General features: G+C 46.2%; 22 protein-coding genes. All 22 read right to left on the bottom strand.

Going from position 1 to position 24,360, the window contains the following annotated elements; translation table 11 throughout:
• Positions 1–35 precede the first annotated feature (35 nt).
• Positions 36–632 (bottom strand): DUF1405 domain-containing protein, encoded by a 597-nt coding sequence (locus MHB63_17445; GenBank protein ID MEK3808307.1) that lies wholly within the window; start codon positions 630–632, stop codon positions 36–38.
• Positions 633–703: 71 nt separating this feature from the next.
• Positions 704–1,471, bottom strand: a complete 768-nt coding sequence (locus tag MHB63_17440) for a c-type cytochrome (protein ID MEK3808306.1) — start codon at positions 1,469–1,471, stop codon at positions 704–706.
• A gap of 59 nt (positions 1,472–1,530) precedes the next feature.
• Positions 1,531–2,205, bottom strand: coding sequence for a menaquinol-cytochrome c reductase cytochrome b subunit (qcrB, locus tag MHB63_17435; protein ID MEK3808305.1), 675 nt, complete (start codon positions 2,203–2,205; stop codon positions 1,531–1,533).
• A gap of 3 nt (positions 2,206–2,208) precedes the next feature.
• Positions 2,209–2,718 carry a ubiquinol-cytochrome c reductase iron-sulfur subunit gene (locus MHB63_17430; GenBank protein ID MEK3808304.1) on the bottom strand — a complete coding sequence of 170 codons (510 nt, stop codon included), beginning with the start codon at positions 2,716–2,718 and terminating at the stop codon, positions 2,209–2,211.
• Positions 2,719–2,861: 143 nt separating this feature from the next.
• Positions 2,862–3,317, bottom strand: coding sequence for a YpiF family protein (locus MHB63_17425; GenBank protein ID MEK3808303.1), 456 nt, complete (start codon positions 3,315–3,317; stop codon positions 2,862–2,864).
• A gap of 352 nt (positions 3,318–3,669) precedes the next feature.
• Positions 3,670–7,362, bottom strand: coding sequence for an alpha-amylase family glycosyl hydrolase (locus MHB63_17420; GenBank protein MEK3808302.1), 3,693 nt, complete (start codon positions 7,360–7,362; stop codon positions 3,670–3,672).
• 213 nt (positions 7,363–7,575) lie between these two features.
• Complete coding sequence (locus tag MHB63_17415; GenBank protein ID MEK3808301.1) at positions 7,576–8,115, bottom strand: ReoY family proteolytic degradation factor; 540 nt, start codon at positions 8,113–8,115, stop codon at positions 7,576–7,578.
• 81 nt (positions 8,116–8,196) lie between these two features.
• On the bottom strand, positions 8,197–9,462 hold the full coding sequence (locus MHB63_17410) for a tetratricopeptide repeat protein (protein ID MEK3808300.1): 1,266 nt from the start codon (positions 9,460–9,462) through the stop codon (positions 8,197–8,199).
• A gap of 23 nt (positions 9,463–9,485) precedes the next feature.
• Positions 9,486–10,382 (bottom strand): hypothetical protein, encoded by an 897-nt coding sequence (locus MHB63_17405; protein MEK3808299.1) that lies wholly within the window; start codon positions 10,380–10,382, stop codon positions 9,486–9,488.
• A gap of 269 nt (positions 10,383–10,651) precedes the next feature.
• Positions 10,652–11,962: a 3-phosphoshikimate 1-carboxyvinyltransferase gene (aroA, locus tag MHB63_17400; GenBank protein MEK3808298.1), complete on the bottom strand. Its 1,311-nt coding sequence runs from the start codon at positions 11,960–11,962 to the stop codon at positions 10,652–10,654.
• A gap of 11 nt (positions 11,963–11,973) precedes the next feature.
• Positions 11,974–13,086: a prephenate dehydrogenase gene (locus MHB63_17395; GenBank protein ID MEK3808297.1), complete on the bottom strand. Its 1,113-nt coding sequence runs from the start codon at positions 13,084–13,086 to the stop codon at positions 11,974–11,976.
• A 58-nt stretch (positions 13,087–13,144) separates the two neighbouring features.
• The gene (hisC, locus tag MHB63_17390; protein MEK3808296.1) at positions 13,145–14,227 is read right to left on the bottom strand and encodes a histidinol-phosphate transaminase; all 1,083 of its coding nucleotides are present in this window, start codon (positions 14,225–14,227) and stop codon (positions 13,145–13,147) included.
• Positions 14,228–14,278: 51 nt separating this feature from the next.
• Positions 14,279–15,100 carry a tryptophan synthase subunit alpha gene (gene trpA, locus MHB63_17385; GenBank protein MEK3808295.1) on the bottom strand — a complete coding sequence of 274 codons (822 nt, stop codon included), beginning with the start codon at positions 15,098–15,100 and terminating at the stop codon, positions 14,279–14,281.
• A complete protein-coding gene (trpB, locus tag MHB63_17380) occupies positions 15,063–16,292 on the bottom strand; it encodes a tryptophan synthase subunit beta (protein MEK3808294.1) in 1,230 nt (409 codons plus the stop codon). Before trpB ends, trpA begins: the two co-directional genes overlap by 38 nt.
• Positions 16,273–16,929, bottom strand: coding sequence for a phosphoribosylanthranilate isomerase (locus MHB63_17375; protein MEK3808293.1), 657 nt, complete (start codon positions 16,927–16,929; stop codon positions 16,273–16,275). The genes trpB and MHB63_17375 overlap by 20 nt, the downstream gene beginning before the upstream one ends.
• Positions 16,926–17,684, bottom strand: coding sequence for an indole-3-glycerol phosphate synthase TrpC (gene trpC, locus MHB63_17370; protein ID MEK3808292.1), 759 nt, complete (start codon positions 17,682–17,684; stop codon positions 16,926–16,928). Before trpC ends, MHB63_17375 begins: the two co-directional genes overlap by 4 nt.
• Positions 17,677–18,693 carry an anthranilate phosphoribosyltransferase gene (gene trpD, locus MHB63_17365; GenBank protein ID MEK3808291.1) on the bottom strand — a complete coding sequence of 339 codons (1,017 nt, stop codon included), beginning with the start codon at positions 18,691–18,693 and terminating at the stop codon, positions 17,677–17,679. Before trpD ends, trpC begins: the two co-directional genes overlap by 8 nt.
• Complete coding sequence (gene trpE / locus MHB63_17360) at positions 18,665–20,209, bottom strand: anthranilate synthase component I (GenBank protein ID MEK3808290.1); 1,545 nt, start codon at positions 20,207–20,209, stop codon at positions 18,665–18,667. The genes trpD and trpE overlap by 29 nt, the downstream gene beginning before the upstream one ends.
• Positions 20,210–20,544: 335 nt before the next feature.
• Positions 20,545–20,910: a chorismate mutase gene (aroH, locus tag MHB63_17355; protein ID MEK3808289.1), complete on the bottom strand. Its 366-nt coding sequence runs from the start codon at positions 20,908–20,910 to the stop codon at positions 20,545–20,547.
• A complete protein-coding gene (aroB, locus tag MHB63_17350) occupies positions 20,907–21,992 on the bottom strand; it encodes a 3-dehydroquinate synthase (GenBank protein ID MEK3808288.1) in 1,086 nt (361 codons plus the stop codon). Before aroB ends, aroH begins: the two co-directional genes overlap by 4 nt.
• Complete coding sequence (gene aroC, locus MHB63_17345) at positions 21,992–23,164, bottom strand: chorismate synthase (GenBank protein ID MEK3808287.1); 1,173 nt, start codon at positions 23,162–23,164, stop codon at positions 21,992–21,994. Before aroC ends, aroB begins: the two co-directional genes overlap by 1 nt.
• Positions 23,165–23,240: 76 nt before the next feature.
• Entirely contained in the window at positions 23,241–24,014 is a 774-nt protein-coding gene (locus MHB63_17340; GenBank protein MEK3808286.1) for a protein-glutamate O-methyltransferase CheR, read from the bottom strand.
• Between the last annotated feature and the right edge of the window lie 346 nt (positions 24,015–24,360).

Here is a 24,360-nt window from a genome sequence, read left to right as displayed (position 1 = left end):
ACAAGGATAGACCTTCTTTTTTGATAAAAGAAAATCTATTTCAGGAGGTCCAGCTTATACGAATCTTTTCTGACCACAAAATAATAAGCCAGAAAAATAGAGAAAAGACTAAGCCAGAAAGTAAAATACCCGATCTCAGGCAAATAGTTCATCAAAACACTGTACTTCGGCATTTGCCCAAACACATAATCAATGATTTCATTATGCAGTGTCCAGACAGCTGCTGCCGCAAGATGCCAGGCTTTAAACCTGTAAAACGGTGCATAAAGCAGCCCCTGAACGGCCATGCCAAGATGGGACAATATCAGCATGTAGCCGACAGTGTCCAATACCCCTGTTTCATTCAATACGAGCAAATTCATGACAACTGCCCATATTCCATACTTAAACAGCGTAATAATGGCAAGGGCTTCAATTAAAGGGAGATTCCTCTTAAAAAGAAAGCCGAGCATGACAATCGTAAAAAAAAGACTTGCCGTCGGGCTGTCCGGCACAAACGGCAGGAAAATGGCCGGCGTTTCGTACAGCTGATATCTGTACCAGTAATACCCGTAGATGGTTCCAAATAAGTTGACCGTAAACATCAGAAAAAGAAAAGGCTGTCTTACAAGCAGATAGTGCATCCATTTCATAATGGTTTCAACTTCCTTTATATGTAGTTCACAACGCAGAAAAAAGCTGACATTTCGTCAGCTTTTTCTGATTATTTTGCAGTAACACTGGAGACAAACTCAGAAAGCACTTTCAATTCTTCATCTGTTCCTTTGAAGATGCCAGCAGGCATGCCGCCCTGACCTTCTACTGCGATCTTGGCAACCTCTTCAGGACTTAAGCCAGTATCGACCAGTGAAGGACCGGCTGCGCCGCCGGCTAAATTGTCGCCGTGACAGGAAACACATGTTTGTTCAGTGAAGATTTTGTAGCCATCTGATTCTTTGTCAATCTCAGCTTCTGCTTTAATTTTTCCTTGTTCAGCAGCTGCTTCCCAGTCGTGAGTTGCAACAGATTCCCAAGTCAGGAAAATCGTTGCCGCTACGCCTAGAAGCATCATTCCGACTGCAACAGGGCGTTTTGCAGGTCTGCGCTCAGGCCCGCGGTCAATAAACGGTGCAAGAAGCAATGCACCAAATGCAAGACCCGGCATGATAAATGCGCCGATCACTGTGTATGGACCTGCAGCATACGTGTACTTGAGCAATTGGTATAAGAATAAGAAATACCAGTCAGGCAATGGAATGTAACCAGTGTCCGTCGGATCTGCAACACGTTCAAGCGGCGACGGATGCGCCACAGTCAAACACAGGAACCCAATCAGGAACACAGCTCCAACCAGCCATTCTTTCAATAAGAAGTTCGGCCAGAACGCTTCCGTTTTACCCGGGAATTCTGAATAGTCTTTTGGAATATTCGGTTTTCTTTCAGCTGGAACACGAGAGTCTCCAACAAATTTCATCCCTTTTCCGCGATGCATGATTTCCCCTCCTTCTTTGGCAGTTCCGCATACTTATGCGGCTGATCATCATTTGTATTTTACAGAGGTCCGGATATACCCTGTTTGCGGATCATGATAAAGTGAGCCCCCATTAAGCCAAACAGCGCTGCTGGAAGGAAGAACACGTGAATCGCAAAGAAACGGGTCAGTGTCTGTGCACCGACGATTTCCGGATGGCCGGCAAGCAATGTTTTGACCTGAGTACCAATCAGCGGCGTTGCTTCAGCGATTTGAAGACCAACTTTCGTCGCAAATAGCGCTTTCATATCCCAAGGCAATAAATAGCCCGTAAATCCAAGACCAAGCATGACGAAGAAAATCAGTACGCCGACAACCCAGTTAAGTTCGCGCGGTTTCTTATATGCACCCTGGAAGAATACGCGGAGAGTATGTAGGAACATCATGACGATAACTAGACTTGCTCCCCAGTGATGCATGCCGCGGACGATTTGCCCGAAAGCGACTTCATTTTGAAGATAATAAACAGATTCCCATGCATTTTTAATGTCGGGAACATAATACATTGTCAGGAACATGCCTGATAATACCTGAATAACCGTTACAAAGAACGTCAGTCCGCCAAAGCAGTATACGAAAGCTGAAAAATGGTGAGCCGGATTTACGTGCTCAGGCACTTCATGGTCAGCAATGTCTCTCCACATAGGCGTAATATCAAGCCGTTCATCAACCCAGTCATAAATTTTGTTTAACACTTATTACGCCTCCTTTCGCGGTTTAGCCGAACCAAGATACAGGAATCCATCCTTCACTTCACTCTTGTATACATCAAGCGGAGCAAGCGGCGGTGTACCAGGAACATTCGTGCCATCTTTATCATACAGGCCGTAGTGGCATGGACAGAAGAATTTGTTTGGATTCGATGGATCACTGTTCCAGTTAACTGTACATCCCAAATGCTTGCAGACAGGAGAAAGCGCTATAATATCCCCATTATCGTTTTTGTAAACCCAGGCGGCCCTAGGCTCTTCAGATTTGTACCAAGCATCAACCTGTTTAATTTTAAAGTTAAAACGGGTTGGTTCATTTGTAATTTCATCTACACTGACAACCTGAACCAGATCCTGATCTTCGACCTTGCCAAGTACCGGATCCAGCGCAAAACGTACCATAGGCATTAGCATACCCGCAGCCATGAAACCGCCTACACCAGTAAGTGTATAGTTGAGAAATTGCCGTCTTGATACCCGATGTTTTTTCTCGCTCATCATTTTCCCCCCTCTATCTTAAGCTGAAGTCCGTCAGGACATACGATAAAACCATATAAAACTAGGACAATCTCATGATATATCAATCTTCCAGTAAGGTCAATATTATCCTTTTTTGGAACTTAATAAATATGTAAGGGTTTTTATTTCCCTCTCCAAAATTGTAAGAAAATGTTCATAATTTGACCGACCTGATCCTCAACCATCTTTCTCTTCAGTGATTCATCCATATGCTCCATAGGTACCTGAGGAAGGTAAATGACTTTTCCGTTTGAAAAAGCTTCTTTGGTTTTCCAATGAGGATCACTTGTCAAAAAAAAGATATGGCTGAAACTCTTTTCAAGCTCACTGTACCATTGCTGCACCGTATTTTCTGCATGTTCGGCTGTCTCTTTGAGATAAGAGATCGGCGGCATGAGGAAAACTCTTCCTTTAAGCTGCCTTTCAAGGTCTTCAGCAATCAGCAAAGCGTATTCACCCTCTGCAGCAGCATGCTTCAGGCCTGTTCCGAAATTGGCCTGGATGAGCGGCACGACTGCCGTATCCACATAATCTGCCGACTCCAGATAGGACGCTGCGTCCCCGGCTGTCCATTTCATTCATTTCAGCTCCTTCAAGTTGTGTTGCTTTTCATTATATAGGTTTTGCAGGAATCGGAAAAGAAGATTTGAAATCTCTACGTTTCTTTGAGACCTTTAATCTTCAAGCAGGCAGCAGATATATGGTGAATGCACACTGCCAGTCAGGAGGCAGCTGGAACCTTTCTAGTAAACACCCGTTTCCAGCAAGTAACGGATCTGTTTTTTCAAGTAAAAGAGGAATTCTTGCATGTATTTTGCTATTTGTGGCAAGTAAGGCACTTGGTGATGCACATTTACCGCCTCCAGCCACTTATAAAAAAAGTGCCCCTGCATCAAATCAGGGACACCTTTCATTCACGTCGGCACTCTATTAAACAGCACGTTTTACAATGCGCCTTTTCAGCACCCAGCCGCTGAAGCCGGCTGCAAGCAGCACGATTCCAATCAGCATGATGCTGTAGGACGCTGTGGCTGTTTCAGGAAGTCCTTTTCCTGCACCGGGAGATGACGTGCTGCCTGATGAGCCGTTTCCGCCGCCAGCATCTCCTCCTTTAGCCGGAGGGGTTCCTTGTCCATCCTTATCATCAGGCTGAACGGCGCCGTCAGGTTTTTCGTCTTTTCCAGGAGGTTTTGGCTGACTGTTTTTTTCAGCCAGAATAAAGGTGCCTCCCGCTTCCCTTTCAGGCAGGTCTGCTGTCACTTTTCCGCCTGCAGAAACTTTGTATTCCTTTCCGCTGTAAAGATCAATCACTTTCGTGTTCTTTTTAAACGGAACAGATACGGTCACTTTTTGAGCCTTTTCTGTTGTATTCAGTCCGACTGCAACAGATTGTTTGCCGTATGATCTGGTGAACACGAGGTAGCCTTCATCGTTGCTGCCCCCGATTTTTGCGCGGGTTCCTTTTGAAAAGACCTTTGAGTAGTCTTTACGGATGTTCAGCAGCTTCTGATAGTGCGTTAACAGGTCATTATTCTCTGTTTTGTCCCAGGCAAAATCGTACCGGTTTTCATTATATTCGCCTTTGTCCATGTCTCCGGCATGCTTGCCCGTCTGTCCAATTTCCTCCCCGTAATAGATGACCGGCTGTCCTTTTGCCGTAATCTGAAGGGCTGCAGCAATTTTCTGCTTGCTGATGTCACCGCCTGCATGAGTCAGAAGGAATCCATCCTCATCGTGGCTGCTGAGAAATTGTCCCATTGTGGCAGAGCTTGTCAGGTTTCCATTGCGTTCTTCGAGTCTTGCTTCTACTGCTTCTACATCACCGTTGATGAAGTCTCTCGCATCGTACTTAAAGTTAAAATCAAGCAGAGAGTCCATCTGGCCGCTGTTTAGGTAGCCCCCGGTGTTGCCGATGCTGCCTCCGTAATATTCACCGATCAGTTTAAAATCAGGATTTATTTTCGTCAGTTCATTTTTAAACATTTTCCACGTTGTATCCTCGACATGCTTGACTGTATCTACACGGAAGTAGTCAATGGCGTTGCCCTTTTCAGTCCGGTGAGCAGCCCATGCCGTCTGCCAGTCTATTATTTGTTTGCGGACAGCAGGGTCTTCTGTCATCAGATCCGGCAAACCGGCGAGCTCGCCTTTGATGACGTCCGTTCCCCCGCTGCGGATCATACCGCTGAAACGGCTTCTGTCCTCATCTGTCGGATAGTTTGAAATTCCCGCATTTCCTGCATCCGTCTCTTTTAAACCGTAACCTGTATGGTTAAGAACAACATCCACCATAATTTTGATGTTTTTTTCATGTGCTTTATCAAGCAATTCATTCAGGTCATCCATTGAGCCCAGATGTTCATCAAGCTTTGAAAAGTCCTTTGCCCAGTACCCATGATAGCCATACTGATGCCCGTTCTTGTCATGGCGCAGGTCCCAGTCAATGTTGTCAACGACAGGAGTGATCCAGATCGTGTTGATGCCAAGGTCTTCAAGGTAATCTAGTTTGTTTGTAATTCCTTTAAAATCACCGCCATGATACGTTTCTAAATGGCTCGTGTCATAGCCTTCCCCGTTTGGATCGTTGTTTGTTTTGTCCCCGTCATTAAAACGGTCTGTCAGCATAAAATAGATTCTTGCTTCATCCCAGTCAAAGTCCCCTTCTCCTTTAGAAACACGCGGTTTAACTGTGATGGATGCAGTCTTAGTATGTTTATTCCCGTATTGGTCAACAGCAGTCACAGGAATTTGTTTTTCACCTGCCGTCACGGTATCCGCAACTGAGAGTGTTGCTTCCATCAGCTGCAGATCAATTTTCATCGCCTGTGGTCCGCCAAGTGCGGAAACGTCAGCTGTCAGCTCGGTAAATTTGACCTCCTGATCTGTTTCAACATCAAGGCTCAGCACAGCATTTTGATTTGAGGTTACGGCCTTCGGCGAAACAGACACATTCATGGATACATCCGGCACAATGTAGTCTACAGATGATTTTTCAAAATACGGGTCTCTTACTTCTGTTTCTGTCCCATTGACAGTGACCAAATAACTGTAGTCATAGGTACCTTCCCCAGGGAGGGCTACTGTATGGGAAAAGTACTCATTTTTTTCGTCATAGGTCATCTCATATTGCTTCCCTGCAACTTTAAGGCTCACTTTTTCAACCGTATCCATTGCATTATCCGCAAACAGCTCGGGATCTCTGTAAAAGAAGGTCGCTTTTCCTTCTGACAGAACAGGGCCTTTTACGGCCGGAACGGTATGAAAGTCCCCTTTTCCGCTTTCAACAACTACCTTTGTGAGAGCTTGTCCCGCTTCTGCAGTGATGTATCTGTCCCCATCAAATGGATCTTTAACAGCCCAGTCCTGGCCTTTTCTGATGACAAAACCGACAGCCGTTGCATCTGAACTGATCTCAAATTTCGAGACGGCGCCTTGTTCTGTTATGTCAGAAAACAGCTTTTCACCGTCCTGCAGTCCGGTCTGCCAGGTCCAGATGTTCCAGTCAGCGTAGTCTGCATCTTCCCTGACATAGGTAAATTGAATAGATCTTTTAGCAGGTTCAATCATGTTTGAGGTTGTAAAAGAAAGAACAAAATCCTCCTGAAGATACGTATTCGTGGACTGTCCCTTTACAGCATCTTTCTTTACTGACAGCGTGTAGGACTGTCCTTTTTTTAGCTGCTCTGCTGTGATGCTGAGCTGATTTCCTTCTGTTTTTACGGCTGCTTGTACATTGCTGCCGTCTTTTTCTGATAGTGTTATAGCATCCTGCTTTTGGGCAGCCACATTTTCATTGAACGTAACAATCAGCGGGGCTTCAGGTTTAAAATCAGCTTCCCCTTCAGCAGGCGTTGAAGACAGAACTTCCAGCTGAGAAGCTTCCTCCACTCCACCTATTGTGTAGCTGCTGCTGTATACTGCCTGGCTGTTTGGATTTCCTGCTTCATTCCAGCTGCCGGCAAGAACATTCCCATCAGCTTCGGGACTTACATCAAATGCACCATGCTCCGCCGGATTGTTTCCGCTTAAAACGGCAATGGCCCTGATCGAGTCATCATTTTTCAGGCCAAGCTCACTGAGCGGAATTTTCCCTTCAAAGCCTTTCGTGCGATCAGCAGCAAATTGTGCCCCTTTGCTGTTTTCCCAGGTTGACAGTTTTGGAGCCGTCAGATCCTCCGAGCTGTATAGAGCAGCTCCGGCAAGTTCATTGTCATTTTTTATTCTGACAGTAATATGAAACTGCGGCTTGGCTTCTGTGCCTCCAAAGTGAAAAGGAGCTCCCCATGGATTGCCTTCTATTTTTGAATCTTCTTCATTCACATTCAGTGCAAGGTTTAAAAACATTCCGTCGCTTCCCCAATTTGGAACATTCTTTGCTTCTGTCCAAAAATAGAGGTACCGGCTGTCGTTCGTTATATGCACATCCCCAATCTGAAACCCCTCGTATCCCGGTGTTCCAGATGATGCAAGCGGTTGCATTTCAGACCAGTCTTCTCCGCTTCCGTCAACCTTTATTGCATCCGGTGCCGAAGCGGCAAATCCCTGCCACGTTCCAAGCACACTGCTCGCGAGAAGGACCAGTATGGCTATAGCCGTTGTCCATCTCCCCCATTTGTTTCTCATTCCATTTCCCCCTTTGGCATATAAAGAAATCGGATGCACTCGAGACCAATGCCTGCCTATGTAAACGATTTCATCAACATCCTTATTTTGTCACGGTTCGACCGAAAAATCAATTGAAAATTCTGAATAAAAATAAGCTGAAAAGCCTAAAAAAAGAAACCTCCTTTTCTGAAGGTTTCTTCTCAAAAGCTGCAGTTCCGGCAGCAGGCAAGCTTATCTGAGGCATTTCAATTTGTCTGTCAAATGGTTGAATGCTTCTTTATCCTGTCGGTCAAGCGCATCATCAATCATTTGAAGGAGTTTTTCTTTTTGGAACGTCTGAATGGATTCTTCAAGAATTCTCTCAGCTACTACACGGTCTTTTTCATTAATATTGAGGTGCTTCGGCATAAACGGGTTTGCCTCAAGCACGGCTGCGTAATTCGGAGACTGATAAGATGAGCGGAAATTGAGCTGGATATACAGATCCTCGTCTTTATTTAACCGAATGTCATGGAACGATTTTTCGGCATCCGTAGTCATGACATTTTCTTTGTAAAAACGAAACGGCACTTCCTCTACACAGTGGGTTGACATGATAATTCCGCGGGGACAATACTGTGCCTGCTCGACAAAATGAACTTTTTCCATCAGAGTATCATGACTCATCAAATAATTCAGAATCCATACACATTCTCGTCTTTTCAGCTGATAATGATTTAAAAACCACCTGATAAAATCCTTCTTCTCAATGACAGATACAGGGGCCATCATATGCATTTCCCTCCTCTGCTAACTGTAGATTCTTACTTTAAAAGTTCAACAGATCCCAGGTGAATTCCTTCCGGCCGAGTGTTAAAAATCATCTTCTAATTGCATCAAAATCTCTTCGATTTCGACATTCGCAGGATCATGCTTTAAAGCCCTGCTGAACATCTCCCTTGCAGCTGTCCGGTTTCCGTCCTCAAGCAGATAATACCCGTACTCCATTAAAAAGTCTGGTTCTTCCTTGAAGAAATTATATGCTCGCTGGTAATGGTTTAATGCATCCGAATATTGTTCTGTTTCATGATAGGCGCGTGCAAGCTTGCGGTCATATTCAGGATCTTCTTCGCCGTACCTCATGACTTCTTTCAGACAGTCGATGACCTCTTCATAAAGCTGTTCCTGCATGTAGATATTCGTCAGGGTGATGGTCGCTTCCACATGACCCGGATCAATGGCAATCGCCTGCTGAAGCAATGCTTTAGCTTCATCCGGCTGATTGTTTTTAAGTGCAGTTTTTCCGCCGTATACATACAGCTCTTTATTGTATTCGTCTACTTTAAGTCCATCTTTAACAGCATCAAGGCTTTCCCCGAGCATTCCTTCAGCCTCATAAGCCTTTGCAAGGAAAAGATAGAGCGATGTATATTCGTGATCCAGTTCTTTCAGCTTCAGAAACTGCTCAATCGCTGTCTTCGGATAATTTGCCTGCAGGGCCGTAAACCCGTAGCCAAACAGCGTGTGCAGATCAACCTGCTCAACTGCTGCTTTTTCGTAAAAAGGCAGAGCCTCTTCAAATTCGCCGCTTGCGCTGATGGATTCTGCCAATCTCTGATAAACGTTTACACCTGTGACGGTACTGTGTTCCTTAAGCACGTCTTTGAAAAAAGGAATGGCTTTATGGTAATGCCCCTGATGAAAATAAAGCTCTCCGAGTGCAAAATCGATAATCGGCTCATCAGGCACTAATTTTTTTGCTGCTTGAAGCTTTTGTTCGCTTACTTCGTTCAGACCCTGCATCTGGTAAAGGTCTGCTGAGAGAATCAATGCCTGTACATAAGCAGGATCTGTCTCCGGAATGGTATTCAGGAGGTCGATTGCTTTTTCTTCCTGATCCATGTCGATATAGATTTCTGCAAGAAATACGGTTACTTCAGACTCTTCAGGATAGAGAAGATGCATATCCTCCATAATGGAGAGTGCCTGATCTGTATTCCCCCACTGATAGTATTTTTCTGCGAGCAGAAATTTTTCTTCATCGTGCAGTTTGTTTTCGAGACCGGAAAGCCTTTTAAGCCCTTCCTCAACCTGTCCCGATTCAACCAGTTCAATTGCTTCAGATAATGTGTTGTTCACCTTTAACGCCCTTTCCATTCCAGTTACGGAACAGCCTGAGCAGCAAACCTGCCGGACATGGCAACGGTGCGCTCTTCTCCAAACCCCGGCTTTATAAAAATCGTTTCACCGGCTTTCAGCAGCTGTCCTTTATGAACCGTAAATTTAGGAATATGACTATGATACCCGCTTGAGGACAAATCTTCAACTGAATTGAATGCATTTCCCTCATACAGGTTATAGTCAACTTCGCCGCCGATGCGGATATCTCCTTTATCAGGAAACAGGCCGATTTTCATCAGAAGGTTTTTATCAAGAATGGTATGCTCTGGCGGGCAGGCAACACTTGCTGAGAAGCGGTGTTTTTTCATCAGAGCTTCGAACGTTTTTTGCTGCTTGTCCTGCAAGGCACGTTCTGGCCATTTTGGCAGAAACGTCATCGGGAATTGGTAGATGCTGCTGCGGATCCACTCCCACGGGAATCCTGTAAGATCATCCTGGGGCTGAATCTCAAGTACAAGCAAAGGAATCTTCTGGCGTTTGCAGGCAATCAGCAGGGATGGAGTCAGTCTTTTGAGCGGAATGGCTGCACCGATGCAGTAATCAATTGGGGAATTAATCATCCTTTGTCTTTTTTTCCTGACTGCATCTGATAATTCACGTTCATATTCGGCGCGGGCAACCGTTATGACGGCTGTACACCCGGCTGCTATGAGCTTGTCCTTAAAAATGGGTTTGGCTTCCGAATAAGGACCGTTTATGGAGAAATCAAGCATAACGTGCCCGGGTGTCATCACATACGGAGAAGCGTCCATTTTCATATAGGCCATATTTTTAACTGAAGAATGGATATAATCCATTTTGTTGTTCCGTACGAGAATGGACGTTTTTTCAGCTGCTGCATGCTTAATAATGACTGCATCTTCAATTATATAGGCCACTTCCGATTATCCCTCCCTTGTCATCTTCTTAAGACAAGCTATGAGGATATAGAGGGAAATATGCTAACAAAAGCGGAAGCGCTTTGATCAGATCCGATAGGCAGATAAGAATCCGACGGAAAAGTCCGGGTCCCGACTTTTTTGTCGGATTTGTTCTGACAGAGGATCTAGGCGCTTACGCTAGCCGTGGATAACTTTGTCATGATATCAATAGTCTTTCCTTAGCGATGAAAAATGCCTGCGGAGATTCTCCGCAGGCTGTATGTGGATTAAACCGCAGAGTTTCCTGAGAGTTCATTCACATGCTCAAAAAATGAAGGATACGAAACATCAATCGCTTCATGTCCGGAAAGGCTGACTTCACCCTCTGTTATCATGGCTGCAACAGCAAGCATCATGCCGATTCTGTGATCACCATGGCTTGAAACGGATGCTTTCTCAGCTGACAGCTTTTGTTTGCCGCGGATAATCATTCCGTCATCTGTCGGGATCACTTCAGCTCCAAGCCTGCCAAGCTCCTGAACGACTGTATCAATCCGGTTCGTTTCTTTCACTTTCAGCTCACTGGCATCTTTAATAATGGTTTCGCCTTCTGCCTGTGTGGCAAGCAGGGCAATGATCGGGATTTCATCAATCAGACGCGGGATCAGGTCCCCTGAAATCACCGTTCCTTTTAATGAGGAAGTTGAGATAGTTAAATCCGCGACAGGCTCATGGGTGCTTGAACCTTTTTCTTCAATTGTCAGATCTGCACCCATTTTATTTAAAACATCGATTATACCTGTTCTCGTTGGATTAATTCCTACATTTTCAAGAGTAATCCTGCTGTTTGGAACAATTGCCCCCGCCGCCAGGAAAAACGCTGCGGATGAAATATCTCCCGGCACGTCCACTTTTGCAGCTTTTAATGTCTGGCCGCCTACAATCTCAGCAGTCAGTCCATCTTCCCGCACCTCTGCACCGAACGCACGAAGCATCCGTTCTGTGTGGTCACGTGATTTATGCGGCTCTGTTACGCTTGTCACTTCCTGATCCGCCTGAAGCCCTGCAAGCAGGATAGCTGATTTCACCTGTGCGCTTGCTACAGGAGACGTATACTTCAGCCCCTTCAGTTTGCCTCCGCGGATGGAAATCGGCGTATAATTGCCTTCCTCCCTGCCGTCAATGGAAGCGCCCATTTCTCTGAGCGGATTCGTCACCCGTGTCATGGGCCGTTTTGCAATAGATTCATCTCCAATGATGCAGGAATGGAAAGGCCGTCCTGCAAGAATGCCAAGCATTAACCGGGTAGTTGTTCCGGAATTGCCCACATCCAGAATGCCTGAAGGCTCCTTAAGAGCATCCATTCCCTTGCCGTTTACCCTGACATGAGTTCCATTTTGCTGAATTTCAACGCCCATTTGCCTGAAGCAGGCGATTGTAGACAGACAGTCCGCCCCCGCCAGGAAGTTGTCGATCACCGTTTCCCCTTCTGCCAGCGCGCCGAACATCACCGCTCTGTGTGAAATGGATTTATCTCCGGGAATAGCTATCGAGCCCTTGAGGCCTTCTGCTTTCTGCAGTTTTCTCTCGCTTTTCATACCAGCACCTCTTAACTGAAAAAAGTTTTGTAATCTGTATATTTTTCTATGCACTTCTGTGCTCGCTCACGGTCGATGTCCGTTTGAAAACTCAGTCTCAGGACACCGTAAATTTCTTCGCGTGTTTCGATGATCCGGATATTCGTAATGCTGATTTCCTCCATTGCAAGGTACCCGGTAATCTCAGAGATAACCCCTGGATAATCAGGAACATCGACATATAAATCATAAAAAGAAGGAATTGCGCCTTTTTCTCTTTCGGGAAGTCCGTCTCTGTAGTCCTTTGCATCTTTAAAATAAGAGAAGAGAGCGAAACTGTCCAGGTCTTCCACCATATGCTTCACACGGCTCATTTCCCGTTCCCAGTCTTCAAACAGAGTGAGGAGCTTCTCCTTATTATGCAGGAGAATGTCCCTCCACATAGCGGGGCTGCTTGAAGCGATTCTCGTAATGTCCCTGAAGCCTCCTGCTGCAAGTCTTTTAATGACAGGATGAGTGTCTTCAAACCGTCCAGCCTGATGAACGAGGCTTGCTGCGACGATATGAGGAAAGTGGCTGATCACTCCTGTTACTTCATCATGGACTTCCGGTGTCATTTCAATAAAATGCGCATTTGTTCCTTTTAGAATGTTCTTCAGTTTATTTATGGAGTCCTCACTCGTTGTTTTGGCGGGAGTCAGAATATAAAACGCATTCTCAAAAAGATGCGCTCGTGCGGCAGTGACACCTGATTTATGAGAGCCTGCCATCGGATGTCCGCCGATAAAATGGACATCGCCTTTAAAGGCTGCTGCTGCACAGGCCGTGATCTTCTGCTTGGTGCTTCCCACATCCGTGATGATGACGTCCTTCTTCAGCTCCATGCCGCTTAACGTATCTATCATTGAAAGAGTTTGTTCCACCGGTGCCGCAAGAATGATTAAATCCGCTGTTTCAATGTCTTCAAACTGGCTGCGGGCTGCCTCGTCTATTACGGTAAGTGTTTTGGCAATCTCAAGCTGGCTTTGATTAATATCATACCCGGTAATCCAGGCATCAGGAAATTCCTTTTTTACTGATAGCGCAATCGATCCTCCAATTAAACCGAGTCCGATCAGATGTATTCTTTTTATTGGCTGATCCATTGTTATCACCTACGGATTTTATGTATGAAGAAAGAGGTGACAGCATCACCTCTTTAGGTTAAGAAATCAATTCGGCAAGGATGCTGATGATTTCCGCGTTTTGTTCTTTTGTGCCGACAGTAATGCGGATAGAAGTCGGAAATCCGAGCGCTTTGCCGGAACGGACAATGTATCCTTTTTCAAGAAGAGCCTGAAACACTTCGTCAGAGTCTCTGTTAAAATCGATCAGAATGAAATTGCCCTCTGAAGGATAGTAGCTGAGCCCATGCTCTTCGCTGAACTGATAGAATTGCTCTAGTCCCTGTTTATTCTTTTCTCTGCACTGAAGAATAAATTCCTGGTCATCCAAAGCATGAAGAGCGGCTGCCTGTCCGAGGCGGTTTGTATTGAACGGCTCTCTTGCAGGCTCAATGCTTTTAATCAGCTCACGATTGGCTGCACCATACCCGACGCGGAGGGCGGCAAGTCCGTACGCTTTTGAAAACGTGCGGAGAATCATGACATTTTTGAATTCTCTAATGAGCGGAAGTGTTTCCGGAAAATCCTCCGCTGTCACATATTCATAGTAGGCTTCATCAAGAATGACAAGCACGTGCTGCGGCACTTTTTCAAGAAAAGCCGAAAGAGACGGTTCATTGATGTAAGTTCCCGTCGGATTATTCGGCGAGCACAGCCAGACAACCTTTGTTTCCGGGTCGATCGCCGCAAGCATCGCATCAAGATCATGGTATCCGTCCACAAGTGGAATTTCTCTGATCTCTGCTCCTTCAATCACCGCATTATGACGGTACTGGGGAAAAGTTGGCGTAGCCATAACGGTATTTGTCCCCGGCTTCAAGAACGCACGGCAAATGATCTGAACGATTTCATCTGAACCATTTCCGAAAATCAGCTCAGACTCGCTGACGTTCAGGAATGAAGCAAGCTTTTCGCGCAGCATGGCGCTGTAGCCATCCGGATAGATGGCAAGCTGATTCAGTTCATTCTGGATGGCTGCCTTGGCAGCTTCGGAGCTGCCGTATGGATTTTCATTAGAAGCAAGCTTGACGATATGAGTCAGATTGTATTCTCTCTTCACTTCTTCAATAGGCTTGCCCGGCTGGTAGGGTTTTAGATTTGTAAGCTGATCTTTAATTTGCATAAGTAGACACCTCTTCTGTTTTGAACGCGAAGGAAGCCTTCGCATACTGCTCTATGATCCGATTTCAACTTCAGCGGGCAATACAAAGGAAGCGGCTTTCTTCTGAAACTCTTCAAAAGCAGCAATCCGCGCATCCGGGTCTTTGAGCTTTTGCGATAATCGTTCCACTTCTTCGATCAGGGCGCTGCCTACAACGACTCCGTCGCACGTTTTGGTCAGTTCTTCCACATGCTGCCTCGTGGAAACGCCAAAGCCGACTAGGACAGGGACATCCGCCTCCTGTTTTACTTCTTCAAGGAAATCAAAGATGCGCTTGTCGAAGGTTTTGCGCGAGCCCGTTACACCGAGCGATGATACGCAGTACAGGAAGCCTTCCGCACTTGAGACGATTTTTTTCAGCCGGCCGCTTGAAGTCGGGGCCACCATGGAAATGAACGTCACCCCATGCTGTCTGCATGATTCCCTCAAATCTCCGCTTTCTTCAAAAGGAAGGTCCGGAATCAGCAGTCCGTCGATTGTATTTTTCTCCGCTAAAGCAAAAAAGGATTCTTTTCCTAATTGTAACACAGGATTATAATACGTAAAAAGAATGATTGGAATAGTCAGACCATTTTCTCTCATCACCGGAACGAGTTCCATTGCTTTTACAATATTCATTCCTTCTGCGAGAGCTCTTTGAGATGCCCGCTGAATAACAGGTCCGTCTGCAAGCGGATCTGAATAGGGAATGCCAAGCTCAATAGCCGAGGCGCCGGCTTTCTGCAGGGCAAGTGCAAGTCCGATGGTCGCCTCACCGTTTGGATCTCCCGCTGTAATGAACGGAACGAAAAGCTTCTTATTTTGTGAAAGCAGGTTCTGCAGGTGTGTCTTCATGCTTGCCGCCCCCTTCAAAAGAATCCATTAATGTGTGGACGTCCTTATCGCCGCGTCCGGATAAACAAATCATCAGTGTTTCATCCCGTTTCATCTGCTTTGCAAGGTCAAACGCCTTTGCCAGCGCATGGGCTGTTTCGATGGCAGGAAGAATTCCCTCCTCCTGCGCAAGGAACGTTAATGCTGACATTGCTTCATCGTCTGTTACACTTTCATAGGAAACACGGCCTGTTAACGAAAGATGGGCATGCTCAGGACCGATTCCCGGATAGTCAAGCCCGGCCGAAATGGAATACGGCTCCGTAATCTGGCCGTGTTCATCCTGAAGCAGATACGTCAGAGAGCCGTGGATGACACCCTTCGTTCCTTTAGCAATCGTTGCTGCGTGAAGGTCAGTATCAGTTCCTTTACCTGCAGCCTCTACACCTACAAGGTCAACTTCTTCATCAATAAAGGCAGCGAACATGCCAATCGCATTGCTTCCCCCTCCGACACATGCCACAACTTTGTCCGGAAGAGTATTCAGCCTGCTTTGAAGCTGCTCTTTTGCCTCGTCTCCTATAACTCTCTGAAACTCTCTGACCATTTGCGGGTACGGGTGTGGACCGACAACGGATCCGATCATATAAAAATGGTCTTCGCAATGCTGCACCCAGTAGCGGATCGATTCATTCGTGGCATCCTTCAGCGTTTTGTTTCCGCTGTGGACAGGAATGACCTCTGCGCCAAGCAGCTTCATCCGGAATACGTTCAGCTCCTGTCTGCTGACATCCTCCTGTCCCATGAATACTTTGCATTCGAGGCCAAACTTTGCCGCTACCGTTGCAGCCGCAACACCGTGCTGGCCTGCTCCTGTTTCAGCTATGATCTTCGTTTTCCCCATTTTTTTTGCAAGCAGCGCCTGGCCGATTGCGTTATTGATTTTGTGGGCGCCTGTATGATTCAAATCCTCTCTTTTCAAGAAGATTTTTGCTCCGCCAAGCTTTTCCGACACGTTTTCTGCATAGGTCAAAGCCGTCGGGCGTCCGGAATATTCCGAAAGCAGGCGGCGGTATTCGTTCATAAACCCGCTGTCTGCAATGGCTTCCTCAAATGCCTCCTGAAGTTCAGCCAGCGGCTGCATTAGCGTTTCAGGAACATACTTTCCTCCGAATTCTCCATATCTGCCAAACTCATCCGGAAATTGATACATGCTGATTCACCCTTTCTTCAAATCTTCTGAGTAATAGCTCGTCTTTTCTCTCATTCTGTTCAATACCGCTCGACAGATCGATTCCACCAGGCGTCAATGCCAGCAGGCCGTCAATGTTGTCAGGACCGATTCCTCCTGCAATAAATATCTTCCTGTTCATTTCTTCTGCTGCTTTTATATAGGCAGGGACACTCGACCAGTCGAAGGTTTCCCCTGTTCCGCCAAACGTCTCTTTAACTTTTGAATCTATAACAAAACCATCGGCTGGATCTTCATAGTCTCTCATAAGGGAGAGAGTATCCTCTTTATGGGGAAGGGCCTTCCAGACTTCCGCCCCGAACCTGCGCTTGATTTCGCCTGCTTGATCAGGGGTTTCGCTTCCGTGGAGCTGGATAACGTCAATCGGAAGTTCTCTCAGAACGCTCTCAATTTCTTCATTTGGCGCATTTACAAACACTGCTGCGAGCTTTTTCCCTCTCAGGTCCACCTTTTGCAGCCACTCCTTTACCTGCTCCGTCTGAACCCGCCTCTTGCTTTTTGCAAAAATCAGACCCAGATAGTCAGCGGATGAAGCCGCGGTCAGTGATAAATCGTGAAGAGAGCGATTCCCGCAAATCTTAATGAGCGGCTTGTTCATTCTGTTTCACCGTAAAGCCTTTGAATGGCCGACGTCTGATTCTCTTCCCTCATCAGGGATTCTCCGACCAGAATGGCGTCAGCGCCCCTGCTTTTAACGGTTTCTACGTCGCTGAACGTGAAAATGCCGCTCTCGCTCACGAGCAGCGTCTCTTTAGGCACTGCCTCACTGATTTTTTCAATTTGACGGATATCGGTTTGAAAGGTCGTAAGATCCCTGTTGTTGACTCCCAGAATCTTTGGCGTGAAATGCGGCAGCAGTTTTTCAAGCACTGGCAGCGAATGCACTTCCACAAGGACGTCAAGATTCAGTTCACCCGCATGAACATAAAGCTCATGAAGCAAAATCGGGTCCAGCGCTTCACCGATCAGCAGGACAGCATCTGCGCCAATATGGCTGGACTCAATGATTTGTTTATGATCAATGATAAAATCTTTTCTCAATACAGGAAGGCTGACTTTCTCTTTTATTTGGGCGATATAATCTCTGTGCCCCTGAAAGAACGTTTCATCCGTCAATACCGACAGGCAGTCTGCTTTTCCGGCTTCATATGCCTTTGCGATTTCAACAGGATGAAACGATTCTTTGATGATCCCTTTAGAGGGAGAAGCCTTCTTAACTTCTGCTATCAGAGCTGGCTTTCTTGCAGATTGTCTGAGGGCACTGTAAAAAGACCTCTCTGAAACGTGCTTTCTTTCAGGTATATTCAGGGATTGAACTTCTTCCCGTTTTTTCTCAAGAATCTGATTAAGCATACTGTTCCTCCTTTTTGCGCTGAAGCCGTGCAAGCTGACGGTATGCCGTACCATTTTCAATCGCCTGTTTAGCAGCCGCAGCTCCTTCTCTCAGACTGTCTGCCTTACCTGCAACGTAAAGGGCAGCTCCCGCATTCAGTGCAACAATATTGGCTGCAGCCCCTTTTTTCCTGCCTTGGAAAACGGAAAGAATTAATTCGGCGCTTTCAGAAGGGCTTTCCACTTGAATGTCTTTTAGTTCCCCTTTTTCAAGACCCATTTCTTCAGGTGTGATTTCATAACGCGTGATGTTTCCGTTTTTCAGTTCTACGACATCTGTTATGCCAGTAATGCTGCATTCATCAAGACCGTCTCTCCCGGTCACAAGAAGAACGTGCTCAGAACCAAGCTCCCTGAGGGCATGAGCAATTTTCTCAGCATATTCCGCCGAAAAGACACCCATCACCTGCCGTCTTGCATTTGCAGGATTGGCAAGAGGACCAAGAAGGTTAAAAACCGTCCTGAATCCGATTTCCTTCCGGGGATTTACCGCATGCTTCATGGATGCGTGATAGATCGGCGCGAACAAAAAGCTCATATCATATTCATGGAGGGCTCTTTTCGCTTCCTCAGGTGAGGTTTGAATCATGATTCCGAGCTGTTCAAGCACATCTGCACTGCCGCTCTTTGACGAAACAGCACGGTTCCCATGCTTTGCCACTTTTACGCCCATTGAGGATGCCAAAATGGCGGATGCAGTTGAAATGTTGAAGGTTGAGGCGCCGTCTCCGCCTGTTCCGCACGTATCAATCACATCTTCTTTATATTCAATCCGCGTCATATGCTGCTTCATTGCTTTAGCAAACCCGACAAGTTCATCGACCGTTTCCCCGCGGAATCTGAGAATGGAAATAAAGCTTGCTATCTGACTAGGAGTTGCTTTTCCTTCCATGACCTGATTCATGGCACTCATCGCTTCCTGTTCAGACAGCGTGTGGCCTTCAATGCATTTGTTCAGCAAAGCTTTCATTCCCGTCACCCTCCTTCTGTCCGAACACTTTTTCAGCAAGCTCGATCGTTTTAATAAGCGCACTTGCTTTGTTTCTCGTTTCCTTCCACTCAAGCTCAGGCTTTGAGTCGGCAACAATTCCGGCTCCTGCCTGTACATAAGCCTTACCTCCCTGAAGAGCGATTGTTCTGATTGTGATGCAGGAATCGATATTTCCGTCAAATCCAATGTAGGCTATGCAGCCGGCGTATGCATTTCTCGCTGTTGGCTCAAGCTCCTGCAGAATCTGCATGGCACGAACCTTGGGAGCACCGGACACTGTGCCGGCGGGAAAGGAAGAAAGCAGGGCATCAATCGGATGTGTGCTGCTTTTCAGCTGGCCGGTTACTTTTGATATCAGGTGCATCACATGTGAAAAGCGTCCAAGCTCCATTAGAACAGGCGTTTTAACTGATCCGTATTCGGCCACTCTGCCTATATCGTTTCTTGCAAGGTCCACCAGCATGTAATGCTCTGCTTTTTCTTTTTCATCCTGTCGAAGGTCTTCTTCAAGAAGCAAATCTTCTTCCTCGGTTTTCCCGCGCTTCCTTGTGCCTGCAATCGGATGGATTTCCAAATATCCGTTCTGTACGTAGATCAGCCGTTCAGGAGAACTTCCGATCAGCTCTGTGCCGTCAAACTTAATATAGAACATATAAGGGGAAGGGTTCACGACCCTGAGCATGCGGTAGAGATCAAATCCTCCTGCCGTTACCGGGATTTCAAACCGCTGAGAAAGAACGCCCTGAAAAATATCGCCTGAGCGGATATATTCTTTGATTTTTTCAACAGCTTCAAGGAAGTCTGCTTTTTCGAAGTTTGAAGTGACACCCTCAAAAGAAACGGATGCCTGATCCGTCGGAGAAAGCATCAGGTCGTGAAAATCCCTTTTCTCGCCAAGCTTTGAGATCAGCTGGCTGATTTTCGCTTCTGCCATTCCGTAGACAGCGCGTATTCCCTCTTCCGATTCCTTGCCGGTAAGACGTTCATATTGGATAAATGAAAGCTTCTTATCCTGATGATCATAGGCAATCATGGTCGAACAGACAAACAGCAGGCATTTTTTAAAGGAAAGATCCTGATGTTTGTGCTGCGGAACCCGTTCAAACATCGTGACAGAATCATATCCGATATATCCGACTGCTCCGCCGGCAAAAGGGATATCGAGTTCCGGGACCTTCACTTTTAAATACGCGTCCATCCACTTGAAAATCTCTTTAAGAGAGGATGATTCATGCAGCGTCTGCCGCTGTTTGGAACGGATACAGTAACGGTTCTTTTCTTCTTCAATAAATAAAAATGGATTTAATCCGATAAAGGAATAGCGTGACCAGGATGATTCCGCGTCTTTGCTTTCAAGCAGATAGACTGCTTCATCCTCAAACACCTTAAAGAGCTGTATTGGCGTAAAGGTGTCAACTTGAAAGGATTTGATGACGGGGATCGTCCGAAACTGTCCGCTGTCCTCTTTAAATGAGGCAAAATCAGTATGAAACATTGTACTCACTCCTCCAGCAGTGTGGAGAATAAGTATTTAGGAGGTTATAGAAGGTTGCCCGCGGTAAACAGAAAAACCCAAAAACAAGGATAACCTGTTTTTGGGTAGACGTATGCCGCAGCGTAAATATAAAAATACCTCAGCTAAACTGACTCATTCTCGGCTACCCTAAACTAAACTCTTGCTAAATGTATCGTGTCTCTTGTATTTCCTGATCTCTAAACTCAGCTAACGCACTGGAACATATTAGAAGCTCTCTTCTAATTTCTATTCTTGTGAACTATGTTAATACAGCTTTTGAATAGTGTCAACGAAAGACTTCCCAGCTGTGACGTTTATTTTCCTGAAAGGTCCGGCCTTAAAACCGTCGCTTTTCCCTGATAAACATGTTTGACTTCCTTTTGGCTAAGCGGTGTTTCAGCCGTCATCATGACCCTGATGCACTTCTCAAGGCTTCCTTCAACCGGAATTTCCTGCATGCACATAACAGGAACATATTCCCAGCCATCAAAATTCCGTAACGCTTTAGCAGGGAACACTGTGGTCAAATCCGCTGTTGTTGAAAACAGGACGGACGTCACATCTTCAGCCTTCACATGATTGAGATCGATCATCTCAAGAAGCAGCGCTTCTGTTGCCTGTATTATTTCCTGCTCATTGTTTTGCTGAACGGTTGCAGCTCCTCTTATTCCCCGAATCATACAGTTCCCTCCTGTCTCCAGTTTTCCAGCAGGGATCTTAAACGGTCTTTTTCAAAGGCTTGCGTTCTGCATTCACCAATAGACTGAAGAAGCACCATTGTGATGGTTCCCGAGCTGGCTTTTTTATCTTTCATCATTTTGCTAATGAGCAGGTCTGTATCAAGATGGCTCGGAACTGCTGTTGGAAACCCGAGCTCACCAAACCACGATTTAATCTCTTCGTACGGAAGATCCGCGCCGAGAGTGAGATTACTCAGCCATACAGCAAACAGCATGCCTGCTGCGACTGCGTCGCCGTGGCTGATCTTCCCGTATCCTGCTCCTGATTCGATTGCATGGCCGAGGGTGTGGCCAAAATTCAGATGCGCCCTCACTCCTGATTCCTTTTCATCTTCTTTAACGACAGCAGCCTTTACAGAAATGCCTTGCAGGATCATCCGCTGCAGCATGGAATCATTGATTCTGCGCACATCATGTATCTCACGACTCAGCCATCTGTATAACTCTTCATTTCCTATCAGCCCATGCTTGATGACTTCTGCAAAACCTGACCGCAGTTCGCTTTCAGGCAGGGATTCAAGGAAATCAAGATCATAAATGACAGCTTCAGGCTGATAAAAGGCACCAATCATATTTTTCCCTTCCGGATGATTGACGGCCACTTTACCGCCAACAGCGCTGTCATGGGCAAGCAGCGTTGTAGGAAGCTGGATAAAAGGAATGCCCCTCATATAGGTAGCAGCGACAAAGCCGGCAAGGTCGCCAATAACGCCTCCGCCGAATGCGAGAATGAGAGATTTTCTGTCAAGTCCTTGCTTCAGGGCAAACGTTTGAATGTCATAATACATTTGAAATGACTTGCTTTCCTCTCCGCTCGGAACGGCATAAGCATCGGACGGGAATGAGCTGACTGCCCGCATCAGCTTATCCCCGTATAGATTCTGAACAGCTGAATCGGCAATAACCAGGATTCTGCTTGGGTTTAACCGCTCCAGCTGTTTCATTAGTTCTGTTTCAATCACACCTGCCCCGACAATAACAGGGTAGGAACTTGCAGAGGTTTCAACAACAAGCTGTTTCATTAGAATTCCCTCGCGTACTCGCGAATTTCCTGAATTTCTTTTTGCAGGGCGTCTATACGGTCAGAGCCGAATTGTTCTACTATGGCTGATGCAATTTCCCATGCGACAACCGCTTCAGCCACAACACTTGCAGCAGGAACTGCACAGCTGTCCGAACGTTCAATACTTGCAGAAAACGGCTCTTTTGTTTCAATATCAACACTTTGCAGCGGTTTGTAAAGGGTAGGAATCGGCTTCATGACTCCTCTGACCACAATCGGCATGCCCGTTGACATTCCGCCTTCAAATCCTCCGAGACGGTTCGTTTTGCGGGAGTAGCCCTGTTCTTTTGACCAAGTAATTTCATCATGCACTTCGCTTCCGAATTTTCGTGCAGCCTCAAAGCCCATTCCAAACTCAACGCCTTTGAAAGCATTGATGCTGATGATAGCACCCGCAATTTTCGAATCAAGCTTGCGGTCATAATGGACGTAGCTGCCTACTCCTGCAGGCATCCCTTCAACAATCACTTCAACAATGCCTCCGATTGAGTCTCCGTTGCTCTTGGCATCATCAATCGCCTGCATCATTTTAACGGCAGCATCCTCATCGAGGCATCTAACCGGCGAATCCTCTGTTACACGCTGCAGTTCTTCAATTGAAGAGTATTCTGTCTTTTCTGCTTTTACAGAACCGATTTCCACAACATGACCTGCCACTTTGATCCCAAGTTCTGCAAGCAGTCTTTTAGCGACTGCGCCTACAGCTACTCTGACCGTTGTTTCACGGGCTGAAGACCGCTCAAGCACATTGCGTATATCGCGGTGTCCGTATTTAATGGCACCGTTCAAATCAGCATGACCGGGACGGGGGCGGCTGATCTGACGCTTGATCTCCTTTTCCTCGCCTTCTTCTAAAGGCTCGATCCCCATAATCTTTGTCCAATGCTTCCAATCATTATTTTCAACAACGAGTGCAATTGGAGAGCCAAGCGCTTTTCCGTGGCGGATTCCGCTTGTTATCTGCACCTCATCTTTTTCTATCTGCATTCTTCTTCCTCTGCCATGTCCTTTTTGTCTGCGCGCAAGATCGCGGTTGATGTCCTCGGCAGTAATAGCAAGACCTGCCGGCACTCCTTCCACAATTGCAGTTAACTGAGGACCATGTGATTCTCCTGCTGTTAAGTATCTCATCTAAAGCTCTCCCTTCATCGCACTAACGCTTTTAAGTAACACTATATCATATCCTCCTAAGGATGAATAGAAAGATTTACAGTTGTTTTTTTCTGTAGAAAAAAGTGCCTGCCGATTCCAGACCATATGTATGGGCATGAAAAATCTGCTCTGTGCTTCCAACAAACAGGATTCCCCCCGGTTTCAGCGCATTTGAGAACTTTTCATAAATGGTTTCTTTCGCCGCTTCTGTAAAATAAATCAGAACGTTGCGGCAAATTATCAAATCAAAGCCGCTTTCATAACGGTCTGAGAGAAGATTATGCTTTCTGAACTGCACCGATTTTTTCAGGTCATTCTTAATTTTATAGCCTGTCCCATCTCCTGAAAAGTATTTGCCCCTCATTCCGTCAGGCAGCTCTGACAGGCTTCTTTCAGGAAAAACCCCCGCTTCCGCTCTTTTTAGTACCGTTTCATCCAAATCTGTTGCCAGAATGCGGATGTCTGACAGGGCAGCGTACTTTGACAAAATCATGGCAAGCGTATAGGGCTCTTCGCCGGTTGAGCAGGCCGCACTCCACACCTTCAGCGTCCCGGGCTTTTTGATCATGTCCGGAAGAAGCTTCGTTTCAAGCATTTCCCACTGTTTTTTATTCCTGTAAAATTCCGTGACGTTTATCGTCATTTTGTCAAGCAGCTCGGCCAGCAGCTCCGGCTCTTTCCGCAGACGTTCACTGTAGTCCCAAAACCCGCTGCATCCTCTTTTTATGTAGAGGGAAATTAACCTTCTTTTCATCTGTGCTTCCTTGTAGAGCGACAGATCAATCCCCGTCATCCTTTTAATTTCGTTTATAAACTGCTCGTATTCCATTAACGTTTCTCCTCTGTACATGCATTATGTATAGTATATCGGATTTGGAGAACGACTTGTGAAATGAGTTTTAAAAAATCTGAAAAATCAGGGTGGATGGATGTTTCAAGCGTACTCAGCTCCTTTTCACTGGCTGTCTGGGGGGAGTGGGAGGGCGCGGGCTTGCTTACCCTCATATATCGTTTTACAGTTTTGCAGGGTACGATTCTGACCGTTGCTTACCTTCCGATATCGTTTTACGGTTTTGCAGGGTACGATTCTGACCGTTGCTTACCCTCCGTTATCGTTTTACGGTTTTGCAGGGTGCGATTCTGACCGTTGCTTACCCTCCGTTATCATTTTTCGG

It is taken from the genome of Bacillus sp. FSL H8-0547, from assembly GCA_038002745.1.
GTDB lineage: Bacteria > Bacillota > Bacilli > Bacillales > Bacillaceae > Bacillus_P.
This window is presented reverse-complemented; position numbering and strand designations above follow the sequence as displayed.

What these genes read in the sequence shown, in the direction of transcription:
- MHB63_17445 (MEK3808307.1), bottom strand. Translation starts at nt 632, where the DNA reads ATGAAATGGATGCACTATCTGCTTGTAAGACAGCCTTTTCTTTTTCTG.
- MHB63_17440 (MEK3808306.1), bottom strand. Translation starts at nt 1,471, where the DNA reads ATGCATCGCGGAAAAGGGATGAAATTTGTTGGAGACTCTCGTGTTCCA.
- MHB63_17430 (MEK3808304.1), bottom strand. Translation starts at nt 2,718, where the DNA reads ATGAGCGAGAAAAAACATCGGGTATCAAGACGGCAATTTCTCAACTAT.
- MHB63_17425 (MEK3808303.1), bottom strand. Translation starts at nt 3,317, where the DNA reads ATGAAATGGACAGCCGGGGACGCAGCGTCCTATCTGGAGTCGGCAGAT.
- MHB63_17420 (MEK3808302.1), bottom strand. Translation starts at nt 7,362, where the DNA reads ATGAGAAACAAATGGGGGAGATGGACAACGGCTATAGCCATACTGGTC.
- MHB63_17415 (MEK3808301.1), bottom strand. Translation starts at nt 8,115, where the DNA reads ATGATGGCCCCTGTATCTGTCATTGAGAAGAAGGATTTTATCAGGTGG.
- aroA (MEK3808298.1), bottom strand. Translation starts at nt 11,962, where the DNA reads ATGAAAAGCGAGAGAAAACTGCAGAAAGCAGAAGGCCTCAAGGGCTCG.
- MHB63_17395 (MEK3808297.1), bottom strand. Translation starts at nt 13,086, where the DNA reads ATGGATCAGCCAATAAAAAGAATACATCTGATCGGACTCGGTTTAATT.
- hisC (MEK3808296.1), bottom strand. Translation starts at nt 14,227, where the DNA reads ATGCAAATTAAAGATCAGCTTACAAATCTAAAACCCTACCAGCCGGGC.
- trpA (MEK3808295.1), bottom strand. Translation starts at nt 15,100, where the DNA reads ATGAAGACACACCTGCAGAACCTGCTTTCACAAAATAAGAAGCTTTTC.
- trpB (MEK3808294.1), bottom strand. Translation starts at nt 16,292, where the DNA reads ATGTATCAATTTCCGGATGAGTTTGGCAGATATGGAGAATTCGGAGGA.
- MHB63_17375 (MEK3808293.1), bottom strand. Translation starts at nt 16,929, where the DNA reads ATGAACAAGCCGCTCATTAAGATTTGCGGGAATCGCTCTCTTCACGAT.
- trpC (MEK3808292.1), bottom strand. Translation starts at nt 17,684, where the DNA reads ATGCTTAATCAGATTCTTGAGAAAAAACGGGAAGAAGTTCAATCCCTG.
- trpD (MEK3808291.1), bottom strand. Translation starts at nt 18,693, where the DNA reads ATGAAAGCTTTGCTGAACAAATGCATTGAAGGCCACACGCTGTCTGAA.
- trpE (MEK3808290.1), bottom strand. Translation starts at nt 20,209, where the DNA reads ATGTTTCATACTGATTTTGCCTCATTTAAAGAGGACAGCGGACAGTTT.
- aroH (MEK3808289.1), bottom strand. Translation starts at nt 20,910, where the DNA reads ATGATTCGGGGAATAAGAGGAGCTGCAACCGTTCAGCAAAACAATGAG.
- aroB (MEK3808288.1), bottom strand. Translation starts at nt 21,992, where the DNA reads ATGAAACAGCTTGTTGTTGAAACCTCTGCAAGTTCCTACCCTGTTATT.
- aroC (MEK3808287.1), bottom strand. Translation starts at nt 23,164, where the DNA reads ATGAGATACTTAACAGCAGGAGAATCACATGGTCCTCAGTTAACTGCA.
- MHB63_17340 (MEK3808286.1), bottom strand. Translation starts at nt 24,014, where the DNA reads ATGGAATACGAGCAGTTTATAAACGAAATTAAAAGGATGACGGGGATT.